Source organism: Nonlabens spongiae, assembly GCF_002117125.1.
In the GTDB taxonomy this organism is placed as follows: Bacteria; Bacteroidota; Bacteroidia; order Flavobacteriales; family Flavobacteriaceae; genus Nonlabens; species Nonlabens spongiae.
This window is the reverse complement of sequence record NZ_CP019344.1, coordinates 1,513,186-1,531,346: the sequence shown is the minus strand read 5'-3', so window position 1 is coordinate 1,531,346 and position 18,161 is coordinate 1,513,186. Positions and strand designations below refer to the sequence as shown.

Below are 18,161 nucleotides of genomic sequence, written 5' to 3'. Positions count from 1 at the left end.
TGTTTTTAATCGAAACGAGAAAGGCAGGAGCTGGTATTTGAAAGAAGATGATCTTTCCTTTTCCCATATAATAGATGATGATGGATTCTATTTCAATTTTAAGAATTTTCATATAAGGTTTAATCCACGCTTGTATAGAACGATTTACAGATATAAAGGCGCTCACCTGATTTTGGGTAGTAGCTGGAATGATTTTAATATTTTAAGCGTTTGTGTTTTAAAAAGGCTGAAACTAATAAAGAATACAGTAAGTTTCTGGACAGAAGCAAACTACAACTCGATTTATAAAACATCAAAACCAGATTCATCCATAAAAAAGGCGCTTAGAAGATGGGTGCTCAATACTTGTGATGGTTATTTTTTTATACCAGGTGAAACAAGCAGAATTACGCTATTTGAAAAATGGGGAATTGAAATGCGACCAGTCATAAAGTTTCCAAATCTAGTATCAGAAGAATTTTACAATATTGATCAGAGTAAAAATCTTTTCCGCAAACAGCCAGACCTCGAAATGATTATCGTAGCACGACACATGGAAAGCTCCAAAGGTATTTTGAATTTTTTGTCGCGCATTGATAGTTTTGATGAAATAAGAATAAAACTGGCTGGAGTAGGTGATGACACAAAAAGATATCAGGATTTTGTAGCTGAAAAAGGTTTAGAGGATAAAGTTATTTTTCTTGGTGAATTAGATGTTCCAGAGCTTATTGAGCAATTAACAGCATCACATTTATTTATTCTTCCATCCTACCATGATCAAAGTCCTTTGAGCGTGGTAGAGGCAGCAATTGCTGGTTTGCCACTACTGGTCTCTGAAAGATGCGGGAATCACCCTGAGCTTATACGGCATGGTGTAAACGGTTATACTTTTGACCCAACGAATAGCAAGCAAATCAATCATTTTTTAAACGAGATTAGATCAAAGTCTTCAGCAGAGCTTTTGAAAATGGGAAGATCAAGCAGGGATCTTGCCATTGAGAGCTATGATCCCAATATTGTTCTTAATTCCGCTATTGAAGCCTTGAGCCAATAAAACATGACTAATTTTGAGGTACTATGGAAGAATTTGATCTTAGGTAGTAATGATAGCATTAATTGCAGGGGTTTCAAATAAACAAGTTAATTTTTGATTATTTCGCTTTCGCGAAAGCGTACACAACTTAAGTACTACTCATAAAAATAGTTCCTGAACGTGAAAACTTGACCACCTGCTCTTACCTTTGCCTCTCAATAAGAAATTATGCTTCTCATAGACGGCACCTTTATCAATTCTGGAGGAGGTAAAGTTCTACTAGACACCTTAATCGAAGGGCTGGTGTCTAAATCAACAGATTTTACACTACTGCTGGACCAAAGATGTGAATCTTCTGAATATAAAAATACTCCATACGGTGTCATACGAGTGCGAGGTAGTTATTTTGCTCGGCTAGCGGTTTATCGTAAACTCAAAGATAAAATCACTTCTGTATTTTGTTTGGGGAATTTTGCACCACCTATAAAATTAGATGCTCACGTAACTACGTACTTTCATAATGTTTTGATTTTAGATCTTGGGAAGTACTCGAATATTGTTCTGAAGACGAAGGTTTGGCTAAGAAAAAGACTGTTCAAAATGCAATCAGAAAATTCTGATGTATGGATGGTTCAAACAGATGTTGTAAAAGATTTGCTTATCAATCGATCCAGTATCAATGAAGGAAAAATCAAGGTCAGACCCTTCTATCGTATTCCGCGAGTGATTTCAAGTAATAAGCAAGGAAAAATGTTTGTTTATGTGAGTTCAGGAGCACCTCATAAAAATCATCATAGACTGCTCGATGCATGGCAGGAGTTTGAACGTGAAAATTCCAGCTACACTTTGCATTTGACTGTTGGCCCTGAATTTCAGAATTTGTCAAATAAGATTAACAATCTCATATCCAAAGGATTAAATATTGTCAATCATGGTCATTTAGAAATTGAAAAAATTTGGGATTTGTATCATTCGGCTGAATACCTCATATACCCTTCCTTAAAAGAAAGTTTTGGCCTTCCTCTTATTGAAGCTACGCATTGTAATTGCAAAGTTTTAGGCTCAGACTTACCTTATCTATACCAAGTTGTTGAACCTAGTGACAGTTTTGATCCTTTGAACGTGGAAAGTATTAGAGATTCTTTATTACGAGCTACTTATTCAGATCTCCCTAAATCCCATTTGCAAGTTCATAATTCCTTAGATTTGCTGGTTGAAGAAATCTTACCAGTCAAGCCGTAACTTTATGAATCCTGCAGTTGTTTTAAAGGAGAATTTAGCTGGAATACCTCCTGGCATAGGAAAACTGATTAACAAGGTTCCTTTCTCCTACAGACCAGGACTTTCCAAAGTTTATAAAAAAAGAATTCTTGAAATTGATAGGCTAAGTGCACTGACTATTAAGCAAAAACAGCAATTTGTTTATGAAAGAATTTTTGAATTAGTTTCTTATGCAATTGCTCATGTACCATTTTATAGAAGCTTCTATAAAGATCAGCATTTCTCCCTGTCTAATTTGAATCGATTTGAAGATATAGAAAGAATTCCTATTATCAATAAATCAATTCTACAGCAGCATTCCATCGAATATAGAAGCTCAGAGAGAAAAAATAGATACATAGTTAACACTGGCGGATCTAGTGGCAAGCCATTAAGTCTCTACATCGAACCCGATTCCATGGGGCATGAATGGGCTCATATGCATAACATCTGGTCTAGACTTAATTATAATCCTGCTAGCTTTAAACTGTGTTTTGGGGGTAGGAGTGATGTAAAAGACTTTGTTGACTATGATGTAGTGCGTAATAGTTTCAATGTAGATATTTATGCTGGTTGGGCCAGTGTAGCTCACAAACTGTACGGTATAGTCAAAAAACATCCCATTGAGTACTTACATGGTTATCCTTCATCCATTTATGAGTTTGCTCGTTACTGTAAAAATAATGACCCAAAGCTGGTAGATGAGCTTCGTAAAAATTTGAAAGGTGCTTTTCTCGGTTCTGAATATCCTCATAGCAGATATCGTAAAGCTATTGAAGAAGTGTTTGAAATACCTACAATTTCTTGGTACGGACATACAGAACGAGCTGTTCTAGCGCATGAAGAAGTTGGGAATCCTTTTACCTACAAACCTTTCCTCACTTACGGTTTTGCTGAGGCTATCGCAACGTTTAAACAAAAAACATCTCTTGTCGCCACAAGCTATTATAATTATGCTACTCCATTAATACGTTATGATACAGAAGATTTGATTGAAGAACCTATTGTAGAATCTGGGATTTTAGATTCTTTTAAAATCACTCAAGGTAGATCAGGTCAGTTTGTAATTGACGGTGACGGTAATAAAGTTAATCTTACTGCCCTTATCTTCGGGCGGCATCATCAAATATTTGATCATTCTGAATTCATTCAGGTAAAACAATCAGTTCCTGGTCAACTTACAATAATCTACACCTCAAAAAAGGTATTGGAACAAGACGCTAGAAATCTGTTTGACACCTCAAACATTAACATGTCATTCAGTTTTACAAGGGTCGAAGAGCCTATTAGAACGACATCGGGCAAAATTAATTTGTTAGTTAAGTAAATGAAACAAATCATCCAATCATTCAAAACCGGAGAAACCATTCTTGAGGAGCTACCAGCTCCCAAAGTGAAATCTGGTCATGTGCTTATCAAGACCACAAAATCATTGGTTTCTTTGGGAACCGAGCGTATGCTGGTGGAGTTTGGGAAGTCTAATCTTATTTCAAAAGCCAGACAGCAGCCTGATAAGGTGAAGATGGTACTCGACAAGATCAAGACTGATGGGCTGTTGCCTACTCTTGAAACAGTTTTTAATAAACTGGGCGAGCCACTTCCCTTGGGTTATTGTAATGTAGGTGAGGTCATCGAGGTAGGACAGGGAGTTTCTGAATTTAAAAAAGGGGATCGCGTAGCTTCTAATGGTAGCCATGCAGAATATGTTTGCGTTCCTAAAAATCTTGTGGCAGCCATTCCAGATAATGTTTCTGACGAGCAAGCAGCATTTACAGTTATAGGCAGTATCGGCCTTCAGGGAGTCAGGCTTTTAGAACCTACACTGGGAGAAACCATCGTTGTGACAGGTCTAGGCCTCATAGGATTGATCACCGCGCAGTTGTTGAAAGCTAATGGCTGCAACGTGCTCGGGATCGATTTTGATGAGACTAAACTGAAATTGGCTCAAGAATGGGGAGTACAAACGATCAACCCGAGTGCTGGTCAGGATCCCGTTAAGACCATCATGCAAATGACTGATGGAGTAGGAGCAGACGGCGTTATCATCACCGCATCCACAAAATCAAACGAGGTTATCTCGCAAGCTGCTCAAATGAGCCGCCAGCGCGGGCGCATTATTTTAGTGGGTGTGATAGGTTTGGAGCTCAGCCGTGCTGAATTCTACCAAAAGGAATTGACTTTTCAGGTTTCTTGTTCTTACGGGCCAGGACGTTACGATGATGACTATGAAAACAAGGGTCAAGATTACCCTTTACCATTTGTGCGCTGGACGGAGAAACGCAATTTTGAGACGATCCTCAACTCTATCTCAAAAAATTATATCGACGTAGAGCCGTTAATCACTGAAGTCATCGACCTCGCTGATTATCAAAAAATCTACGGTAATATAGGCAGTTCAAAAAGTATAGCATCCATTTTAGATTACTCTCAATCTGAGCCCTATACTAATGAAGTAGTCGTTTCAACTAATCAAGGTGTTGCTCAAAAAAGTGGAGGTCTAGCCATCATAGGTGCTGGAAACTTTACTAAAATGACCATGCTGCCAGCACTCAAGAAAACTGATTTGCCTCTTAAATATATTGTAAGCTCTGGTGGATTGTCAGGAACGACTTTGGCAAAAAAGTTTTCGATCGAGAAGAGTGTAACTGATATGCAGATTGCTCTCAACGATCCAGCGGTGAATACCGTAGCCATTACCACGCGTCATAATCTGCACGCCAGTATGGTCATCGCTGCGCTTAAAGCTGGTAAAAATGTTTTTGTAGAGAAACCATTAGCACTCAACCGTGAGGAGCTCGATCAAATACTCGAGGTGTACCAATCAACTGATGCGAGCCTGACAGTAGGTTTCAATCGTCGATTTGCGCCTCAAGCCGTACAAATGAAAAAGCATTTAGGCAGTGGGCCCATAAACATCACAGCAACCATGAATGCAGGTCATATCCCAGCAGATGTTTGGGTACACGATCTCAAGATAGGTGGTGGCCGTATCGTAGGTGAGGCTTGTCACTTTATAGACTTGATTTCGTACCTAACGGGCAGTAAGGTTACTGAAGTTTGTATGAATGCATTGGGCAAACACCCAGAGCAAAATACTGATAATGCCACCATTCTGCTCAAGTACGCTGATGGGTCAAATGCGGTGATAAACTATTTCTCAAACGGTAGCAAATCGTACTCAAAGGAACGTGTCGAGGTATATAGCAAGGAGCGCACATTTATTCTAGACAACTGGCGTAAGCTCAAGGCATACGGTTTCAAGGGATTCAATGGCAGTAAAAACAAAATGGATAAAGGGCATAGCGCTCAATTTCAAAAGCTTGCTGATCAAATTAAAAGCGGTGGAGCACCATTGATCGAAATGGATTCATTAATCAATACGACGCTAGCGTCATTTGCCGCGCTGGAGAGTCTCAAGAACGGAGGCTGGGAGCATGTTTGAGAAATTCAAGCAAATACGCGACCTGTCTTTAAACATGGGGAGCCGCTACGTTTCCTACCGTCTGAAGCACGCGATTAGAAGCAAATTAGGATGGTACAAGAAACGCTTTCCTACGGGAATGCCACAACGCAGTTTCATTTCTCTCAAAGAATGGCGTGCCGCAGGGATTCCCTTTTTTATCGAGTCTAGAGAATCGCTGGATTTTCCTAGATCTCTAAGTGATGATTTGATTTCCCGCTTTCGCGAAAGCGAGAACAAAACATACACCTTCTTCAATAATCTCAAGTTAGAGGTTAAAGATGAAGATAAATGGTCGGTCAACCCCAGTACGGGATATCGCTACGATATGAATAAGCACTGGTCAGAAATCCAAGACCTGTCTGCTGAGGCTGGTGATATAAAATATGTGTGGGAACGGGCGCGATTCAGCCACGTTTACGATTACTTACGTTATGACTACCACAGTCAGCAAGCGCAAGATGAAACCGTGCTGGTAGAAATCGAGGATTTTATCGATCGCAATCCTATCAATCTTGGACCACAGTACAAATGCAGCCAAGAAATAAGTTTGCGCATTTTGAACTGGACTTATGCGCTGTACTATTATAAAAATAGCGAGCAACTGACTGATCAGCGTTTTGAGAAAATCATGAGCGCCATTTATTACCAGTTGCAACATGTTTGGGAACATATAGATTTTTCTCGTATTGCAGTGCGTAACAATCATGCGATAACGGAAACTTTGATGCTCTATTTGAGTGGTTTGCTGTTTCCATTCTTTCCTGAAAGTAAAAGGTGGTCAGCGCAAGGAAAAAAGTGGTTTGAAGAAGAAATCGCCTATCAGATTTATGATGATGGCACGTTCTTGCAGCACAGCATGAACTACCATCGTGTTGTAATTCAACTATTGACATGGGCGGTCAATTTGAGTGAATTGCACGATGATCGTTTTTCTGATGTGGTCTATCAAAAAGCTAAAAAGTCTCTTAGGTTCTTGGACGTTTGTCGGGATTCCAAAACAGGTTTTTTGCCTAACTACGGAAACAATGACGGTGCTCTCTTTTTCAAATTTTCAGATGCCGATTATCGTGACTATACGAGTCAGCTTGATGCTCTACGAGCTACACTTACCCGCACCGTCACTAAAAAGTCAGAGGAGCTTAACTGGTATGGACTTGATCAGGTGGAAGAAGTAGATATCGATATTTCAGGGATTCATGCTTTTGAAGAGGGAGGCTATTTTGTTCATAATTCGGGCGACACAAAAACATTTTTAAAATGTGGAGCCTACAAACACAGACCCTTCCAAGCTGATAATTTTCATCTGGATATTTGGAAAGATGGCGTGAATTACCTCTGGGATTGTGGGACTTATAAATACAATACTGAAAAGGTATATCACGATCATTTTCAAGGAAGCGCCGGCCACAATACGGCCACGGTAGCAGGTCGTGACCACATGGTAAGAGGCCGTCGTTTTGTTTGGTTTTATTGGATTAAAGAAGCTCGAGGGAAGATTCAAGAGTTTGATGATCGTGTTGAATGGGATCTTAGTCAGGTGGCTTATCGTAATTTAGGCGGTATCAAGATGCAGCGTAAGGCTATCAAATTCAAAAATGAAGATATCTGGACAGTAATTGATAAAGTACATGATCGTAGAGGACTGGATCTTCAGCAACATTTTCAGTTGAATCCCGCCTGCCTGCCAAGGCACGACAGGCAGGCTTTCGCGCGGTCCCTGAGCGGAGTCGAAGGGAAAGCGTTAAACATCAAAGCAACAGACGCAAACGGAAAAGAACTGATCGCTGAAAAGGGCGAAAAGTGGTATAGCGGTTATTATGGTACGAAGGAAAAATCCATAAAACTTACTTTTGCCTCCAATACGGATCATATTACGACCCAGATCAAAATCCTATCATGAACATTTTACTGATCCATCAATATTTTCTGGAGAAAAATGACGGTGGTGGTTCTCGCTTTAACGAGATGACACGCAGGTGGTCGCAGCAGGGTCATGAAATGAGCGTGCTTGCTGGAATGGTGCATTACAATACCGGAAAAAAAATCGATAGATACAAAGGACGTTACTTTTATATGGATCTGGATTTTTACCCTAAAGTAGATGTGGTGCGCAGCCATGTTTCAGAGAGTTATAACACCAATTTTTTAGGTAGGCTCTGGGGTTATTTCTCATTTGTTTTTAGCAGTCTTTATGCGGGAATCTTCAAATTGCGGAAGAAACATGATGTTATACTTGTGACCTCGCCACCTTTGTTTGTTGGTATTACGGCTTACCTTTTGAGTAAATGGTACCGGATTCCCTTTGTTTTTGAAGTACGAGACCTATGGCCTGAGAGTGCTGTCGATACAGGGGTTTTGAAAAACAAAATGATCATCAAATTAGCCTACAAGTTTGAAGCATTCATGTATAGAAAGGCAGCTGTAATCAATGTGCTGACTCCGGCTTTCAAAACAAAACTTGTTGAAAAAGGGGTGCCGGCGGATAAAATAACTTTTATTCCAAACGCTGCTGACTTTACACTCGCTGAAGAACTTCAAACCTCTTTCAATACTGATGAATTTAGAAAGCAACTAGGTTTTACCAATAAGTTTATTATCACTTATGTAGGCGCTCATGGTGTCGCAAACCATTTGATCCAATTGCTACAAGCTGCGGAAAGATTGAAGGATACCAACGTCATTTTTCAATTGATTGGAACTGGAATGCAAAAAGAGATGCTAGTCGATTATGCTGAAAAACACAATTTGAAAAATGTAGTTTTTAGAGATCCAGTTCCTAAAACCGAGGTTTTCAAGTATATCCTAGCATCAGATATGGGGGCATCAGTCTTGAAAAAGGTGGATACTTTTAAGACTATTTATTCAAACAAGACATTTGACTACATGTCATGTAAAAAACCTGTTTTTCTGCTGATCGACGGAGTAAGTAGGGAATTGGTAGAGACTGCGGGCTGTGGTATATATGCTGAACCAGAGAATATTGATCAAATTGTTGCGGCTGCTAGAAAAATGAGGGATCATCAAAATGAGCTGGATCAAATGGGGCTCAGAGGTTATGAATATGCTAGAAAGCACTTCGATAGAAACAAACTGGCAGATAACTACACCCTAGAGCTCAAGAAAATTATAACTAGTGTATCGTAAATTCTTCAAACCTCTCGCTGATTATTTGCTGGCTCTAATTTTATTGGTTTTAGCATCACCTTTGTTCATATTGGTTGGATTACTGCTTAGATTTAAAATGGAGAACGGAGCTTTTTTTACACAAACTAGACCTGGGCTTAACGGGAAGCTATTCAAAGTTGTCAAGTTTAAAACCATGCTGGATACTAAAGATGAGAATGGAGAATTATTACCGGATGTCCAGCGTTTAACCCGTTTAGGAAGCTTTATACGCAAGACTTCCTTAGATGAATTACCTCAATTGCTCAATGTACTCAAAGGTGACATGAGTTTTGTAGGTCCCAGACCCCTGTTGCCTGAATACTTACCGTTATATTCTAAAAGACATGCGCGGCGCCATGAGGTAAAACCAGGCATCACGGGATGGGCACAAGTCAACGGTAGAAACGCATTAAGCTGGAGAGATAAGTTTGAGCACGATGTCTTCTATGTAGAAAATCAGTCGTTTTGGTTAGATTTGAAGATCATTTGGAAAACCATATTTAAGGTTTTCAAATCTGAAGGAATAACCGATGGCACAAACGTCACGACTACTAAATTCACTGGTGAATTATGAATGATCTTATTATCTACGGCGCCAGCGGTCACGGTAAGGTTGTTTATGATGCCGCACTGAAATCTGACAAACATGATGTCATCTTCTACGATGATGACGTGAAGAAAAAAAGTATTCTTAATCAAAGAATCACTCATGAACTACCTAAAGATGGCAGTGTGGTCGTAGCGGTAGGGGATAATAGGATCAGGCAGAAATTAGTTTCTCAAGTCACGCTTGATTTTGAGAAAGCTATCATACATCCATCAAGTGTACTGGGTGTAGATGTTGAAATAGGTGAGGGAACAGTAGTCTTTGCGGGTAGTGTAATCAATCCAGATGTAAAGATTGGAAAACATGTGATAATAAATACCAAGGCAACTGTTGAGCACGATTGTGATATTGAAAATTTTGTCCACATTTCTCCTAATGCTACGTTGTGTGGAACCGTTGAGGTAGGTGAAGGAACCCAAATAGGTGCTGGTGCGGTGGTCTTGCCCAATCTCAAAATTGGTAAATGGTGTATTATCGCCGCTGGTGCGGTAGTGACGAGAAATATTCCAGACCACAGCAAAGTCATAGGCGTGCCCGGAAAAATAGTGGGAACAACAGATGCCTAGAGTTATTGAACTTCCCCTTGCCTTAATAGCAAAACTGCTGTTGCTTCCCATTCTCGTAGTGGCTTTTGTTGTTTGTGCAGTTTCTACTCAGTCCAGTGGCTTGTTTCTGCAGGAAAGAATCGGCAGGTATGGCAAACCTTTTAAAATATGGAAACTAAGGACAATGAAAGAAGGTATCGTCACGACCTCAGGAAAATGGCTACGGCGCTGGAAAATTGATGAACTGCCACAACTCATCAATATCGTTAATGGTGATATGTCTTTTGTAGGACCACGACCTGATGTACCGGGTTACTACGATAAGTTGACCGACGAGGCTCGCAAGCTCCTTCAATTACGACCAGGCCTTACCAGTCCCGCGGCGTTGAAATATCGCAATGAGGAGCAATTATTAAACAAACAGCCTAATCCTAAAAAATTCAATGATGAGGTCATTTTTCCAGATAAGGTGGCTATGAACCTAGAATATCTAGAGCAGCGTAGTTTCACATATGATCTCATAGTAATTTGGAACACACTTTTTAACCGAGATGCTTACGGAACGGCTATAAATCAATAAGTTTTAGAATTTAAGCAATTATGAAACAAGAACAACCAGAAAAGATTTGGCTCTCATCACCACATATGGGAGGTGCAGAACAGCAATTTGTTAATGAGGCTTTTGAAACCAATTGGATTGCACCGTTAGGGCCTAACGTTAATGGTTTTGAGAAAGATTTAGAAAGCTATCTGGGGAATCAACATGCTGTAGCCTGTTTGAGCAGCGGTACGGCAGCTATCCATCTAGCACTTATTATGGCAGGTGTGGAGGCTGGCGATGAAGTGATTTGCCAAAGTTTTACCTTTTGTGGGAGTGCAAATCCCATCCTTTATCTAGGAGCTACACCAGTTTTTGTGGATAGCGAGCCAGATTCTTGGAATATATGTCCTAATGCTTTGGAAGAGGCAATCAAGGATCGTATTAAGAAAGGAAAGAAACCCAAAGCTATTATTGCTGTACATCTTTATGGCATGCCGTATAAGGTGGATGAGATTCACGCTTTCGCGAAAGCGTATGACATAAAAGTCATTGAAGACAGTGCAGAGTCTCTGGGCAGTACATACAAAAGCCAGAAATGTGGAACTTTTGGAGACTTCGGAATCTTGAGTTTTAACGGAAATAAAATTATAACTACTAGTGGTGGAGGAGCACTCGTGTGTAATAATACCTTAGATAAGCAAAAAGCTGTTTTTTTAGCGACTCAAGCGCGGGATGAAGCGCCCCATTATCAACATAGTGCTTTAGGGTACAATTATAGGTTGAGTAATGTTTCTGCTGGTATAGGTAGAGGTCAAATGCAGGTTTTAGACCTTCATATTGGAAAAAGAAGGGAGATGAACGAGTTTTACGCTGAAATTTTCGATGAAATGCCGGGAGTGACTATTCAAAGCGAATTCGACAATGAGGTTTTTAGTAATTTCTGGTTGACCGCTGTTTTAATTGATCCTGAAAAAGCAGGGTTTACTCGAGAGGATTTAAGGGCTGGTCTAAATGATCAAAATATAGAATCCAGGCCACTCTGGAAGCCCATGCACTTGCAGCCGCTTTACACATCTAGCCCTTTCTATGGTGATATGGTGGCAGAGAAATTGTTTGAAAAAGGTCTTTGTCTGCCATCTGGTTCCAATCTTAATTTTTCTAATAGGGAAAGGATTAAATCTGTGTTAACTAACTTCAGGTAACAAAAACTAATGAAAGGTAAGTTTCTTAAAATTTCCAGTCTAAAATCGTATTTATAGTTAAAAATCCTACAAAAACTCTCCAAAATCGTCTTGGAAGAACCTTTGAATGCAGTGATTACAAAAAATAAAGTATCTTTCGATAATATAAGAGGAAAAATAATTACGTATATGAAATTCAAAACTTACTTTCTGCTAACCTTCGCTTTGTTATTTTCCGTTATTGCAAACGCACAAGGCCCACCTCCATTTGATCCAGACGTAGATGATGCAACTGCTCCGATTCCAGGGTTAGCTGCTGCTGCATTAATTGCCCTAGGTATAGGAGCATATAAAACTTTCAAGAAAAAATAATCTTTTCTTAATCATATCTACAAGGGACTTTGGTGACATTGTCCCTATTTTTGTTTAGAAATATATCAACCAATTTGTAACTGCCTACCGATGACTTGGGAGTATTTTAAAAGAAGACTGATTTTCATTTTATGGAATGGGGATTCTAAATTAAGATTTAGAAATCTCAGGTATCTACCACGATGGATTGTTCTCGTTTTTGATGTATTCTTAGTATCTGTTTCATCAATTATTACTTATAACATTATCAATTTGCTAACACACCAATTCTACGAATTGTTGAGTATAGAATGGCAGATTGTTCTTACAGTATTTGTCTATTCCCTTAGTTTTTTACTGCTGAGTACTTATTCTGGAGTCGTAAGACATAGTACGTTTGTCGATGTGGCAAAAATTGCAATTGCCTGTTTGATAAGTACAGTTGTCCTAGCTGGAATAAGTTACCTGAGTTACTTCTCAACTGGGCAAAAGATTTTCTTAGTTCCCTTTTTAATCATTAATGTTAGTATAACTTTCATAAGTATGCTATTTTTTCGGTTGACCGTGAAGATGGCTTACCAGTCCTTTTCAAAAGTGAATCGAAAGCGTAAGAACGTCCTCATCTTTGAGGTCAGTGATGAAACTATTGCTCTAGCTGAAGCCATAAATGGATCTAATGAAGATGTCTTTGATTTAGTGGGATTTATTTCTTCTAAGAAAAAACATACTAGAGTTAAAATTCTTGGTAAACCAATTTTTCGATTTGATGATCAATTCTATGCGCGGATCAATCCATTAAAAGTAGATGCGGTAATCTTACCTGCCCAAGTGGGAAATAAGGCGATTCAAGAAAAACTGATCGATTTTTGTTTAGAAAACACAATAAAAATTCTGAGTTCACCAAAAATTGAGGCGTGGGAAGACACAAGTATTGATCTTGTTAGTAATATTAGGCAAATTCAAATTGAGGACTTGCTCGATCGTCATCAAATAATCCTCGATGATACTTTGATTAGAAAGTCACTTTCTGGCAAGAACATTCTTGTAACTGGTGGAGCTGGATCAATAGGAAGTGAAATTGTAAGACAGATTGCCGCCTTTAAGCCCAATAAATTGATTGTGTTTGATCAGGCAGAGTCTCCTCTAAATGAAATTTCATTAGAATTAATAGAAAGCTATCCTAAGGTGGACTTCCAGTTTGTACTGGGGGATATTAGAAATTCTAAGCGAGTTGCAGAAATCTTTGAAAGTAATCGCATCTCGATAGTTTATCACGCAGCTGCGTACAAACATGTCCCCTTGATAGAGAACAATCCCAAAGAGGCTGTTGATGTCAATATTATGGGCACGATTAATATAGCAGACCTTTGTGTTGAGCATGGAGTGGACCGATTTGTAATGATCAGTACAGATAAAGCTGTCAATCCTACTAATGTGATGGGTGCTACAAAACGTGCAGCAGAGTTGTATGTACAATCCTTAAAAGAGATTCATAGTAATCGTACGGATTTTATTACGACGAGATTTGGAAATGTGTTAGGCTCAAATGGATCTGTAATACCTCATTTCAAAAAACTGATTGAAAAAGGCGGTCCGGTAACAGTCACTCACAAAGATATTATCAGGTATTTTATGACTATTACTGAAGCGTGCCAGTTAGTGTTGCAAGCCGGCACAATGGGTAATGGTGGCGAGATCTTTGTATTTGATATGGGCAAACCTGTTAAAATTTTAAATCTGGCAGAAAAAATGATCAGACTATCTGGTCTAGAACCATATAAAGATATTGAGATAGAGTTTACAGGTTTGAGACCAGGAGAGAAATTGTATGAAGAATTGCTTTCTAACGATAGTGAAACCTTACCTACTCATAACGAGAAAATTCTCATTGCCAAGCAAAAAGGATATACTTATAACTATGTACTTGATCATTTAAACAATGTCATCATAGCTGGTGCTAACGATGATAATGAAATGGTTGTTTCCTGTCTTAAGAAGTTAATTCCTGAATTTAAAAGCAACAACAGCATATTTGAGTCATTAGATAGGCAGGTTAGATAAGCTTGTTTTTATATTTGACATCCAATTTCAGTAGTACATGCGGTATTTGTATTTTATATTAATAACCTTCTTGGTTGTTGGTTGTGTTTCGAAAAAGAAAATCCTTTATCTGCAAGATTTGGATAAAACAGGTCGGTTAAACGCAGATATTTCTGTATATAAACCTGAAGTTAAACCAGATGATTTGTTGAGGATTTTAGTTACTGCCAAAAATATGAATGCAGTATCGTCTTTTAATAGAATGGTTTCCCCCACACTTGAAAATCAAACTCGGGTCATGGGGCAGCAACAGTTGTTTGGGTACTTAGTCGATGAAAATGGTTATATTGATTTTCCAGAACTTGGCATGCTGGATTTAAATAATAAAACGGTATCTGAGATCTCAGAATTAATTAAAGATAAGATTCAATCTACTTACGTTAGAGATGAAGTTTCCGTGGATGTACGAATTTTGAATTTCAAGGTTACAGTATTAGGCGAGGTTAACAGGCCTGGAACGTTTACAATGGAGAGCAATAGGAACACATTACTTCAAGCTCTAGGAATAGCTGGAGACTTAACCATTTATGGAAATCGTAAAGATATAACCGTGATTCGAGAGTTTAAAAATGAAAAGAAATCAGTTTCTATTGATCTCACATCAGATGATTTTATGAATAGTGAGTTTTACTTCCTTCAGCAAAATGATGTGATCATCGTTCATCCTAATAATGCACAAGTACAATCTGCAGGATTTAATAGGAATGCTCCTCTTTTTGTATCAATCGCCTCCCTATTGCTCTCTATAATCGTGATTCTTGAACGTAGTTAATTATGGTAGAAAAAAAGACAACCACTAAAGATTCTACCGATCTCAACGAAATACTAAACGCGTATCTCAAGCGATGGCCTTGGTTTATTTTATCAGTTTTGATCACCTTAGGTGTGGCCTATACATTCCTCAGATATAGTACTAATAGGTATCAAGCAAGGTCCAAAGTTATGATCAAAGATACCTCGAGTGGAGGAATCTCTGAAACCTGGGCGCTGAGTGACTTGGATGTATTAGGTAATACTTTCAATACGGTAGAGAACGAAATTGAAGTACTGCTTTCCATTAGATTGATGGAAATGGTGATTAGGGATTTAAGACTAGAGACGACCTATAGTATTGAAGGTAGAATTAAATCAGCTGATTTATACAGAAATTCCCCTTTTTTACTCAATGTTTTGGATTTAAATCAATCTCAGAAGGATACATTATCACTTGCCTTTGATTTAAATCACATAAACTCCTCAACGTTTCAATTGAGGACAAACGATTCTCAAGCCTGGAATTCTTTTTCATATGGCAAGAGCTTCGAATACATGAACCAATCCTTAGTGTTATCATTTGATCCAGAAATAAATGATCGGGTTGGAATAGATTCAAATGATATAATTCGGGTTAATATTTATCCGGTAGAGTATGTAGCACGTAATCTTAGCTCTAGACTTAGCGCTGTAAAAACCGACAAAAGAAGCTCGGTATTAGATCTTGCGATAATTGATGATAATTACATTAAGGCGAAAGATATTCTGAATAAGCTAGTTGAAGTTTATAACGAAGATGCCATAAAAGACAAAAACACGGCGGCAAAAAATACTGCTCAATTTATTGACGAAAGACTTATTGAAGTTCAAGCCGATCTAGATAGTATTGAGAGGAAAATCCAAAAGTTTAAGAATAGTAAAGGTTTAGTGGATCTTCCTACAGAATCCTTAATGGGTCTCGAAGCATCTGCTCAAATTAATAGAGAACTTGCTATTTTAAATACGAATATTCAAGTTGCTCAATCTGTAGAAAAACAATTGAGGTCAACTAACTATGAATTTTTACCGGCAAACCTATCAATTAATAATTCTGAAGTAATAAGTCAACAAGCCATAAATTATAATGAATTATTAGGTCAATATTTGAATTTGACGGAGTCAGCAACTGCTGCTAACCCTTCAGTGATCGCGCTCAAGCAACAAATTGATGGTGTAAAAGATGTTTTATTGCTTAGCTTGAGCAGTAACCTAGATAGCTTACAATTGCAGAAGGCCAGCTTGCTCAATGAGCGAGGAAATGCTTTTCAACAGGTGGTAAGTGTGCCAGAAAACGAACGTTTAAATCGTGATATTGAGAGGGCTCGTAAAGTAGTTGAAACCATTTTTCTTCTTCTCAGTGAAAAGAGAGAAACGACGGCGATCTCACTAGCAATTGCAACTCCCAAAGCAAAAGTAGTAGACTTTGCTATAGCATCCACTACTCCGGTATACCCTAGAAAGAATATCATCTATTTAGCAGCTCTAATTGTAGGTCTACTGCTCCCTGTGGGTATAATCTATTTACGCCAACTATTATATAATAAGATCGAAAACAGGAGGGAAGTTGAAGAGCATTTGTCAGATGCAACTATTTTGGGGGAGATTCCAAGAATTGATAAGGATGAGAACGATTACATTACCTTGAACGATAGATCCATATTAGCAGAATCGTTCAGAATAGTTCGGACCAATTTACAATATATCATTGCCAGCTTGAAAAAGCAGGATCAGAGTCCGGTAGTTCTCGTTACATCCACAGTAAAAGGTGAGGGAAAAACTTTTGTAAGTTATAATACAGCTTTGACTTTAGCCTATACTGGAAAGAAAGTACTTTTAATAGGTGCAGATATTAGGAATCCTCAGATACATAGGTATGTAGGCAAAACCAATCTGGCATCCAATGGATTGACAGATTTTTTGATAAATGATCAATTGACCTTATCTGAGCTACTGACAACGCATTCAGAAAATACTAATCTAGACTTAGTACATTCTGGAAAAATACCGCCTAATCCAGCTGAACTTCTTTTGAGTGATCGTGTGAAGAATATGATTGAAGATGCTAGAAATTCGTATGATTACATAATTATTGATTCAGCACCTACAATCTTAGTGACTGATACCTTTCTGATAAATAAATATGCTGATGTCACCATGTATGTGACTCGAGCTAATTATACGGATAAGGTGCTTCTAAATTATCTTCAAGAAACTATAGATGATAAAAAGTTAGAGAATGTTTCGATAGTCGTGAACGACGTGAAGGTTTCTAACTTCGGTTACGGACGCAAATACACCTACGAATATTCGAATAGTAAAAAAGGCTTGCTAGGATATTTCAAGGCTTATTTCAACAAGTCCAAATAGGTTTAGCTTTTGTTCACTGGTTAGCGAGGAATCTAAACCGTGAATGTTGATAAATGCTCTTCCAAAACTGGCTCAAAAAATTTAATTGATTTTTTGACAAGTTGGATATCTTTTAGAGACATTAAATGTTTTGCTTTATGAGCATCTGTCCCTACAAAGGAATACCGTTGATTTTCTAATAAATAGAGAGCCTTTTGCCTAGCATCGCTGCCATAAAATCCAGATAAAGAGAGGAGATTCAGTTGAAATTTAAAGCCTTTCTTGTGTAATTCAATAAACTCTTCTTCCTTCAAATACCGATAACGTTCTGGATGAGCGAGTATGGGTTGGTAACCATAACTGATCATTTTGAATAGAATATCTTCTAGGTTGATAGGCTTCTGGAAATATGACAGCTCACAGAGTAAATAATTGTTAAATAAGCACTTGATGTCACGATGCTCCAGGAGGGTTTCAAATTGACTGTCGATCATGTATTCACTCGCATGATCGATCATAAACCCCTTGTGTTGACTATAATTATTTTCAATATCTATTTGAACTTGAGCAAACCTATCTCCTATAAGCTGAGTGTTGAGTTCATAAAAATCCTCCATGATGTGGGGCGTGACATAAGCATTTGTTATGTTACAGGCTTTCATGAGCTCGATCATTTCTACGGTAGTATCCATGCTCGTAGAACCATCATCCAGACCAGGTAATAAGTGGTTGTGAATATCTATTAATCCATCTGTGAATTGATCGATTAAAAATTCTTTCTTACTAAAAAAAAACATA

At 38.3% G+C, this 18,161-nt stretch carries 15 protein-coding genes; 14 read left to right on the top strand and 1 reads right to left on the bottom strand.

All coding sequences use genetic code 11. The features are described from left to right. The first annotated feature begins 37 nt into the window (after positions 1-37). From BST97_RS07010 to BST97_RS06945, 14 genes are all read left to right on the top strand, one after another. Positions 38-1,033 (top strand): glycosyltransferase family 4 protein, encoded by a 996-nt coding sequence (locus BST97_RS07010; protein ID WP_169711546.1) that lies wholly within the window; start codon positions 38-40, stop codon positions 1,031-1,033. A gap of 207 nt (positions 1,034-1,240) precedes the next feature. After that, positions 1,241-2,254, top strand: a complete 1,014-nt coding sequence (locus tag BST97_RS07005; RefSeq protein WP_085766568.1) for a glycosyltransferase — start codon at positions 1,241-1,243, stop codon at positions 2,252-2,254. A gap of 4 nt (positions 2,255-2,258) precedes the next feature. Further along, complete coding sequence (locus tag BST97_RS07000) at positions 2,259-3,599, top strand: phenylacetate--CoA ligase family protein (protein WP_085766567.1); 1,341 nt, start codon at positions 2,259-2,261, stop codon at positions 3,597-3,599. Beyond that, positions 3,600-5,714 (top strand): bi-domain-containing oxidoreductase, encoded by a 2,115-nt coding sequence (locus BST97_RS06995; RefSeq protein WP_085766566.1) that lies wholly within the window; start codon positions 3,600-3,602, stop codon positions 5,712-5,714. It abuts the gene before it with no gap. Further along, positions 5,707-7,635 carry an alginate lyase family protein gene (locus BST97_RS06990; RefSeq protein WP_085766565.1) on the top strand — a complete coding sequence of 643 codons (1,929 nt, stop codon included), beginning with the start codon at positions 5,707-5,709 and terminating at the stop codon, positions 7,633-7,635. The genes BST97_RS06995 and BST97_RS06990 overlap by 8 nt, the downstream gene beginning before the upstream one ends. Beyond that, on the top strand, positions 7,632-8,879 hold the full coding sequence (locus BST97_RS06985) for a glycosyltransferase family 4 protein (RefSeq protein ID WP_085766564.1): 1,248 nt from the start codon (positions 7,632-7,634) through the stop codon (positions 8,877-8,879). The genes BST97_RS06990 and BST97_RS06985 overlap by 4 nt, the downstream gene beginning before the upstream one ends. After that, positions 8,869-9,474 (top strand): sugar transferase, encoded by a 606-nt coding sequence (locus BST97_RS06980; RefSeq protein WP_085766563.1) that lies wholly within the window; start codon positions 8,869-8,871, stop codon positions 9,472-9,474. Before BST97_RS06985 ends, BST97_RS06980 begins: the two co-directional genes overlap by 11 nt. Further along, complete coding sequence (locus BST97_RS06975) at positions 9,471-10,073, top strand: acetyltransferase (protein ID WP_085766562.1); 603 nt, start codon at positions 9,471-9,473, stop codon at positions 10,071-10,073. The genes BST97_RS06980 and BST97_RS06975 overlap by 4 nt, the downstream gene beginning before the upstream one ends. After that, complete coding sequence (locus tag BST97_RS06970) at positions 10,066-10,632, top strand: sugar transferase (protein ID WP_085766561.1); 567 nt, start codon at positions 10,066-10,068, stop codon at positions 10,630-10,632. The genes BST97_RS06975 and BST97_RS06970 overlap by 8 nt, the downstream gene beginning before the upstream one ends. A 20-nt stretch (positions 10,633-10,652) precedes the next feature. Next, positions 10,653-11,795, top strand: a complete 1,143-nt coding sequence (locus tag BST97_RS06965; protein WP_157111522.1) for a DegT/DnrJ/EryC1/StrS family aminotransferase — start codon at positions 10,653-10,655, stop codon at positions 11,793-11,795. Between the two features lie 90 nt (positions 11,796-11,885). Beyond that, positions 11,886-12,146 carry a hypothetical protein gene (locus BST97_RS06960; protein ID WP_085766560.1) on the top strand — a complete coding sequence of 87 codons (261 nt, stop codon included), beginning with the start codon at positions 11,886-11,888 and terminating at the stop codon, positions 12,144-12,146. Positions 12,147-12,236: 90 nt separating this feature from the next. Further along, positions 12,237-14,186 carry a polysaccharide biosynthesis protein gene (locus tag BST97_RS06955; RefSeq protein WP_085766559.1) on the top strand — a complete coding sequence of 650 codons (1,950 nt, stop codon included), beginning with the start codon at positions 12,237-12,239 and terminating at the stop codon, positions 14,184-14,186. A gap of 46 nt (positions 14,187-14,232) precedes the next feature. Beyond that, positions 14,233-14,997 carry a polysaccharide biosynthesis/export family protein gene (locus BST97_RS06950; RefSeq protein WP_245833675.1) on the top strand — a complete coding sequence of 255 codons (765 nt, stop codon included), beginning with the start codon at positions 14,233-14,235 and terminating at the stop codon, positions 14,995-14,997. Between the two features lie 2 nt (positions 14,998-14,999). After that, a complete protein-coding gene (locus tag BST97_RS06945) occupies positions 15,000-17,384 on the top strand; it encodes a GumC family protein (protein ID WP_085766558.1) in 2,385 nt (794 codons plus the stop codon). A 32-nt stretch (positions 17,385-17,416) separates the two neighbouring features. Here the strand turns inward: BST97_RS06945 and BST97_RS06940 are convergent, their stop codons facing one another. Further along, positions 17,417-18,160, bottom strand: a complete 744-nt coding sequence (locus BST97_RS06940; RefSeq protein ID WP_085766557.1) for a tyrosine-protein phosphatase — start codon at positions 18,158-18,160, stop codon at positions 17,417-17,419. Between the last annotated feature and the right edge of the window lies 1 nt (position 18,161).

Coding starts and splice junctions, on each gene's coding strand:
- BST97_RS07000 (WP_085766567.1), top strand. CDS start 2,259: ATGAATCCTGCAGTTGTTTTAAAGGAGAATTTAGCTGGAATACCTCCT.
- BST97_RS06955 (WP_085766559.1), top strand. CDS start 12,237: ATGACTTGGGAGTATTTTAAAAGAAGACTGATTTTCATTTTATGGAAT.
- BST97_RS06945 (WP_085766558.1), top strand. CDS start 15,000: ATGGTAGAAAAAAAGACAACCACTAAAGATTCTACCGATCTCAACGAA.
- BST97_RS06975 (WP_085766562.1), top strand. CDS start 9,471: ATGAATGATCTTATTATCTACGGCGCCAGCGGTCACGGTAAGGTTGTT.
- BST97_RS06970 (WP_085766561.1), top strand. CDS start 10,066: ATGCCTAGAGTTATTGAACTTCCCCTTGCCTTAATAGCAAAACTGCTG.
- BST97_RS07005 (WP_085766568.1), top strand. CDS start 1,241: ATGCTTCTCATAGACGGCACCTTTATCAATTCTGGAGGAGGTAAAGTT.
- BST97_RS06940 (WP_085766557.1), bottom strand. CDS start 18,160: ATGTTTTTTTTTAGTAAGAAAGAATTTTTAATCGATCAATTCACAGAT.
- BST97_RS06965 (WP_157111522.1), top strand. CDS start 10,653: ATGAAACAAGAACAACCAGAAAAGATTTGGCTCTCATCACCACATATG.
- BST97_RS06985 (WP_085766564.1), top strand. CDS start 7,632: ATGAACATTTTACTGATCCATCAATATTTTCTGGAGAAAAATGACGGT.
- BST97_RS06990 (WP_085766565.1), top strand. CDS start 5,707: ATGTTTGAGAAATTCAAGCAAATACGCGACCTGTCTTTAAACATGGGG.
- BST97_RS06995 (WP_085766566.1), top strand. CDS start 3,600: ATGAAACAAATCATCCAATCATTCAAAACCGGAGAAACCATTCTTGAG.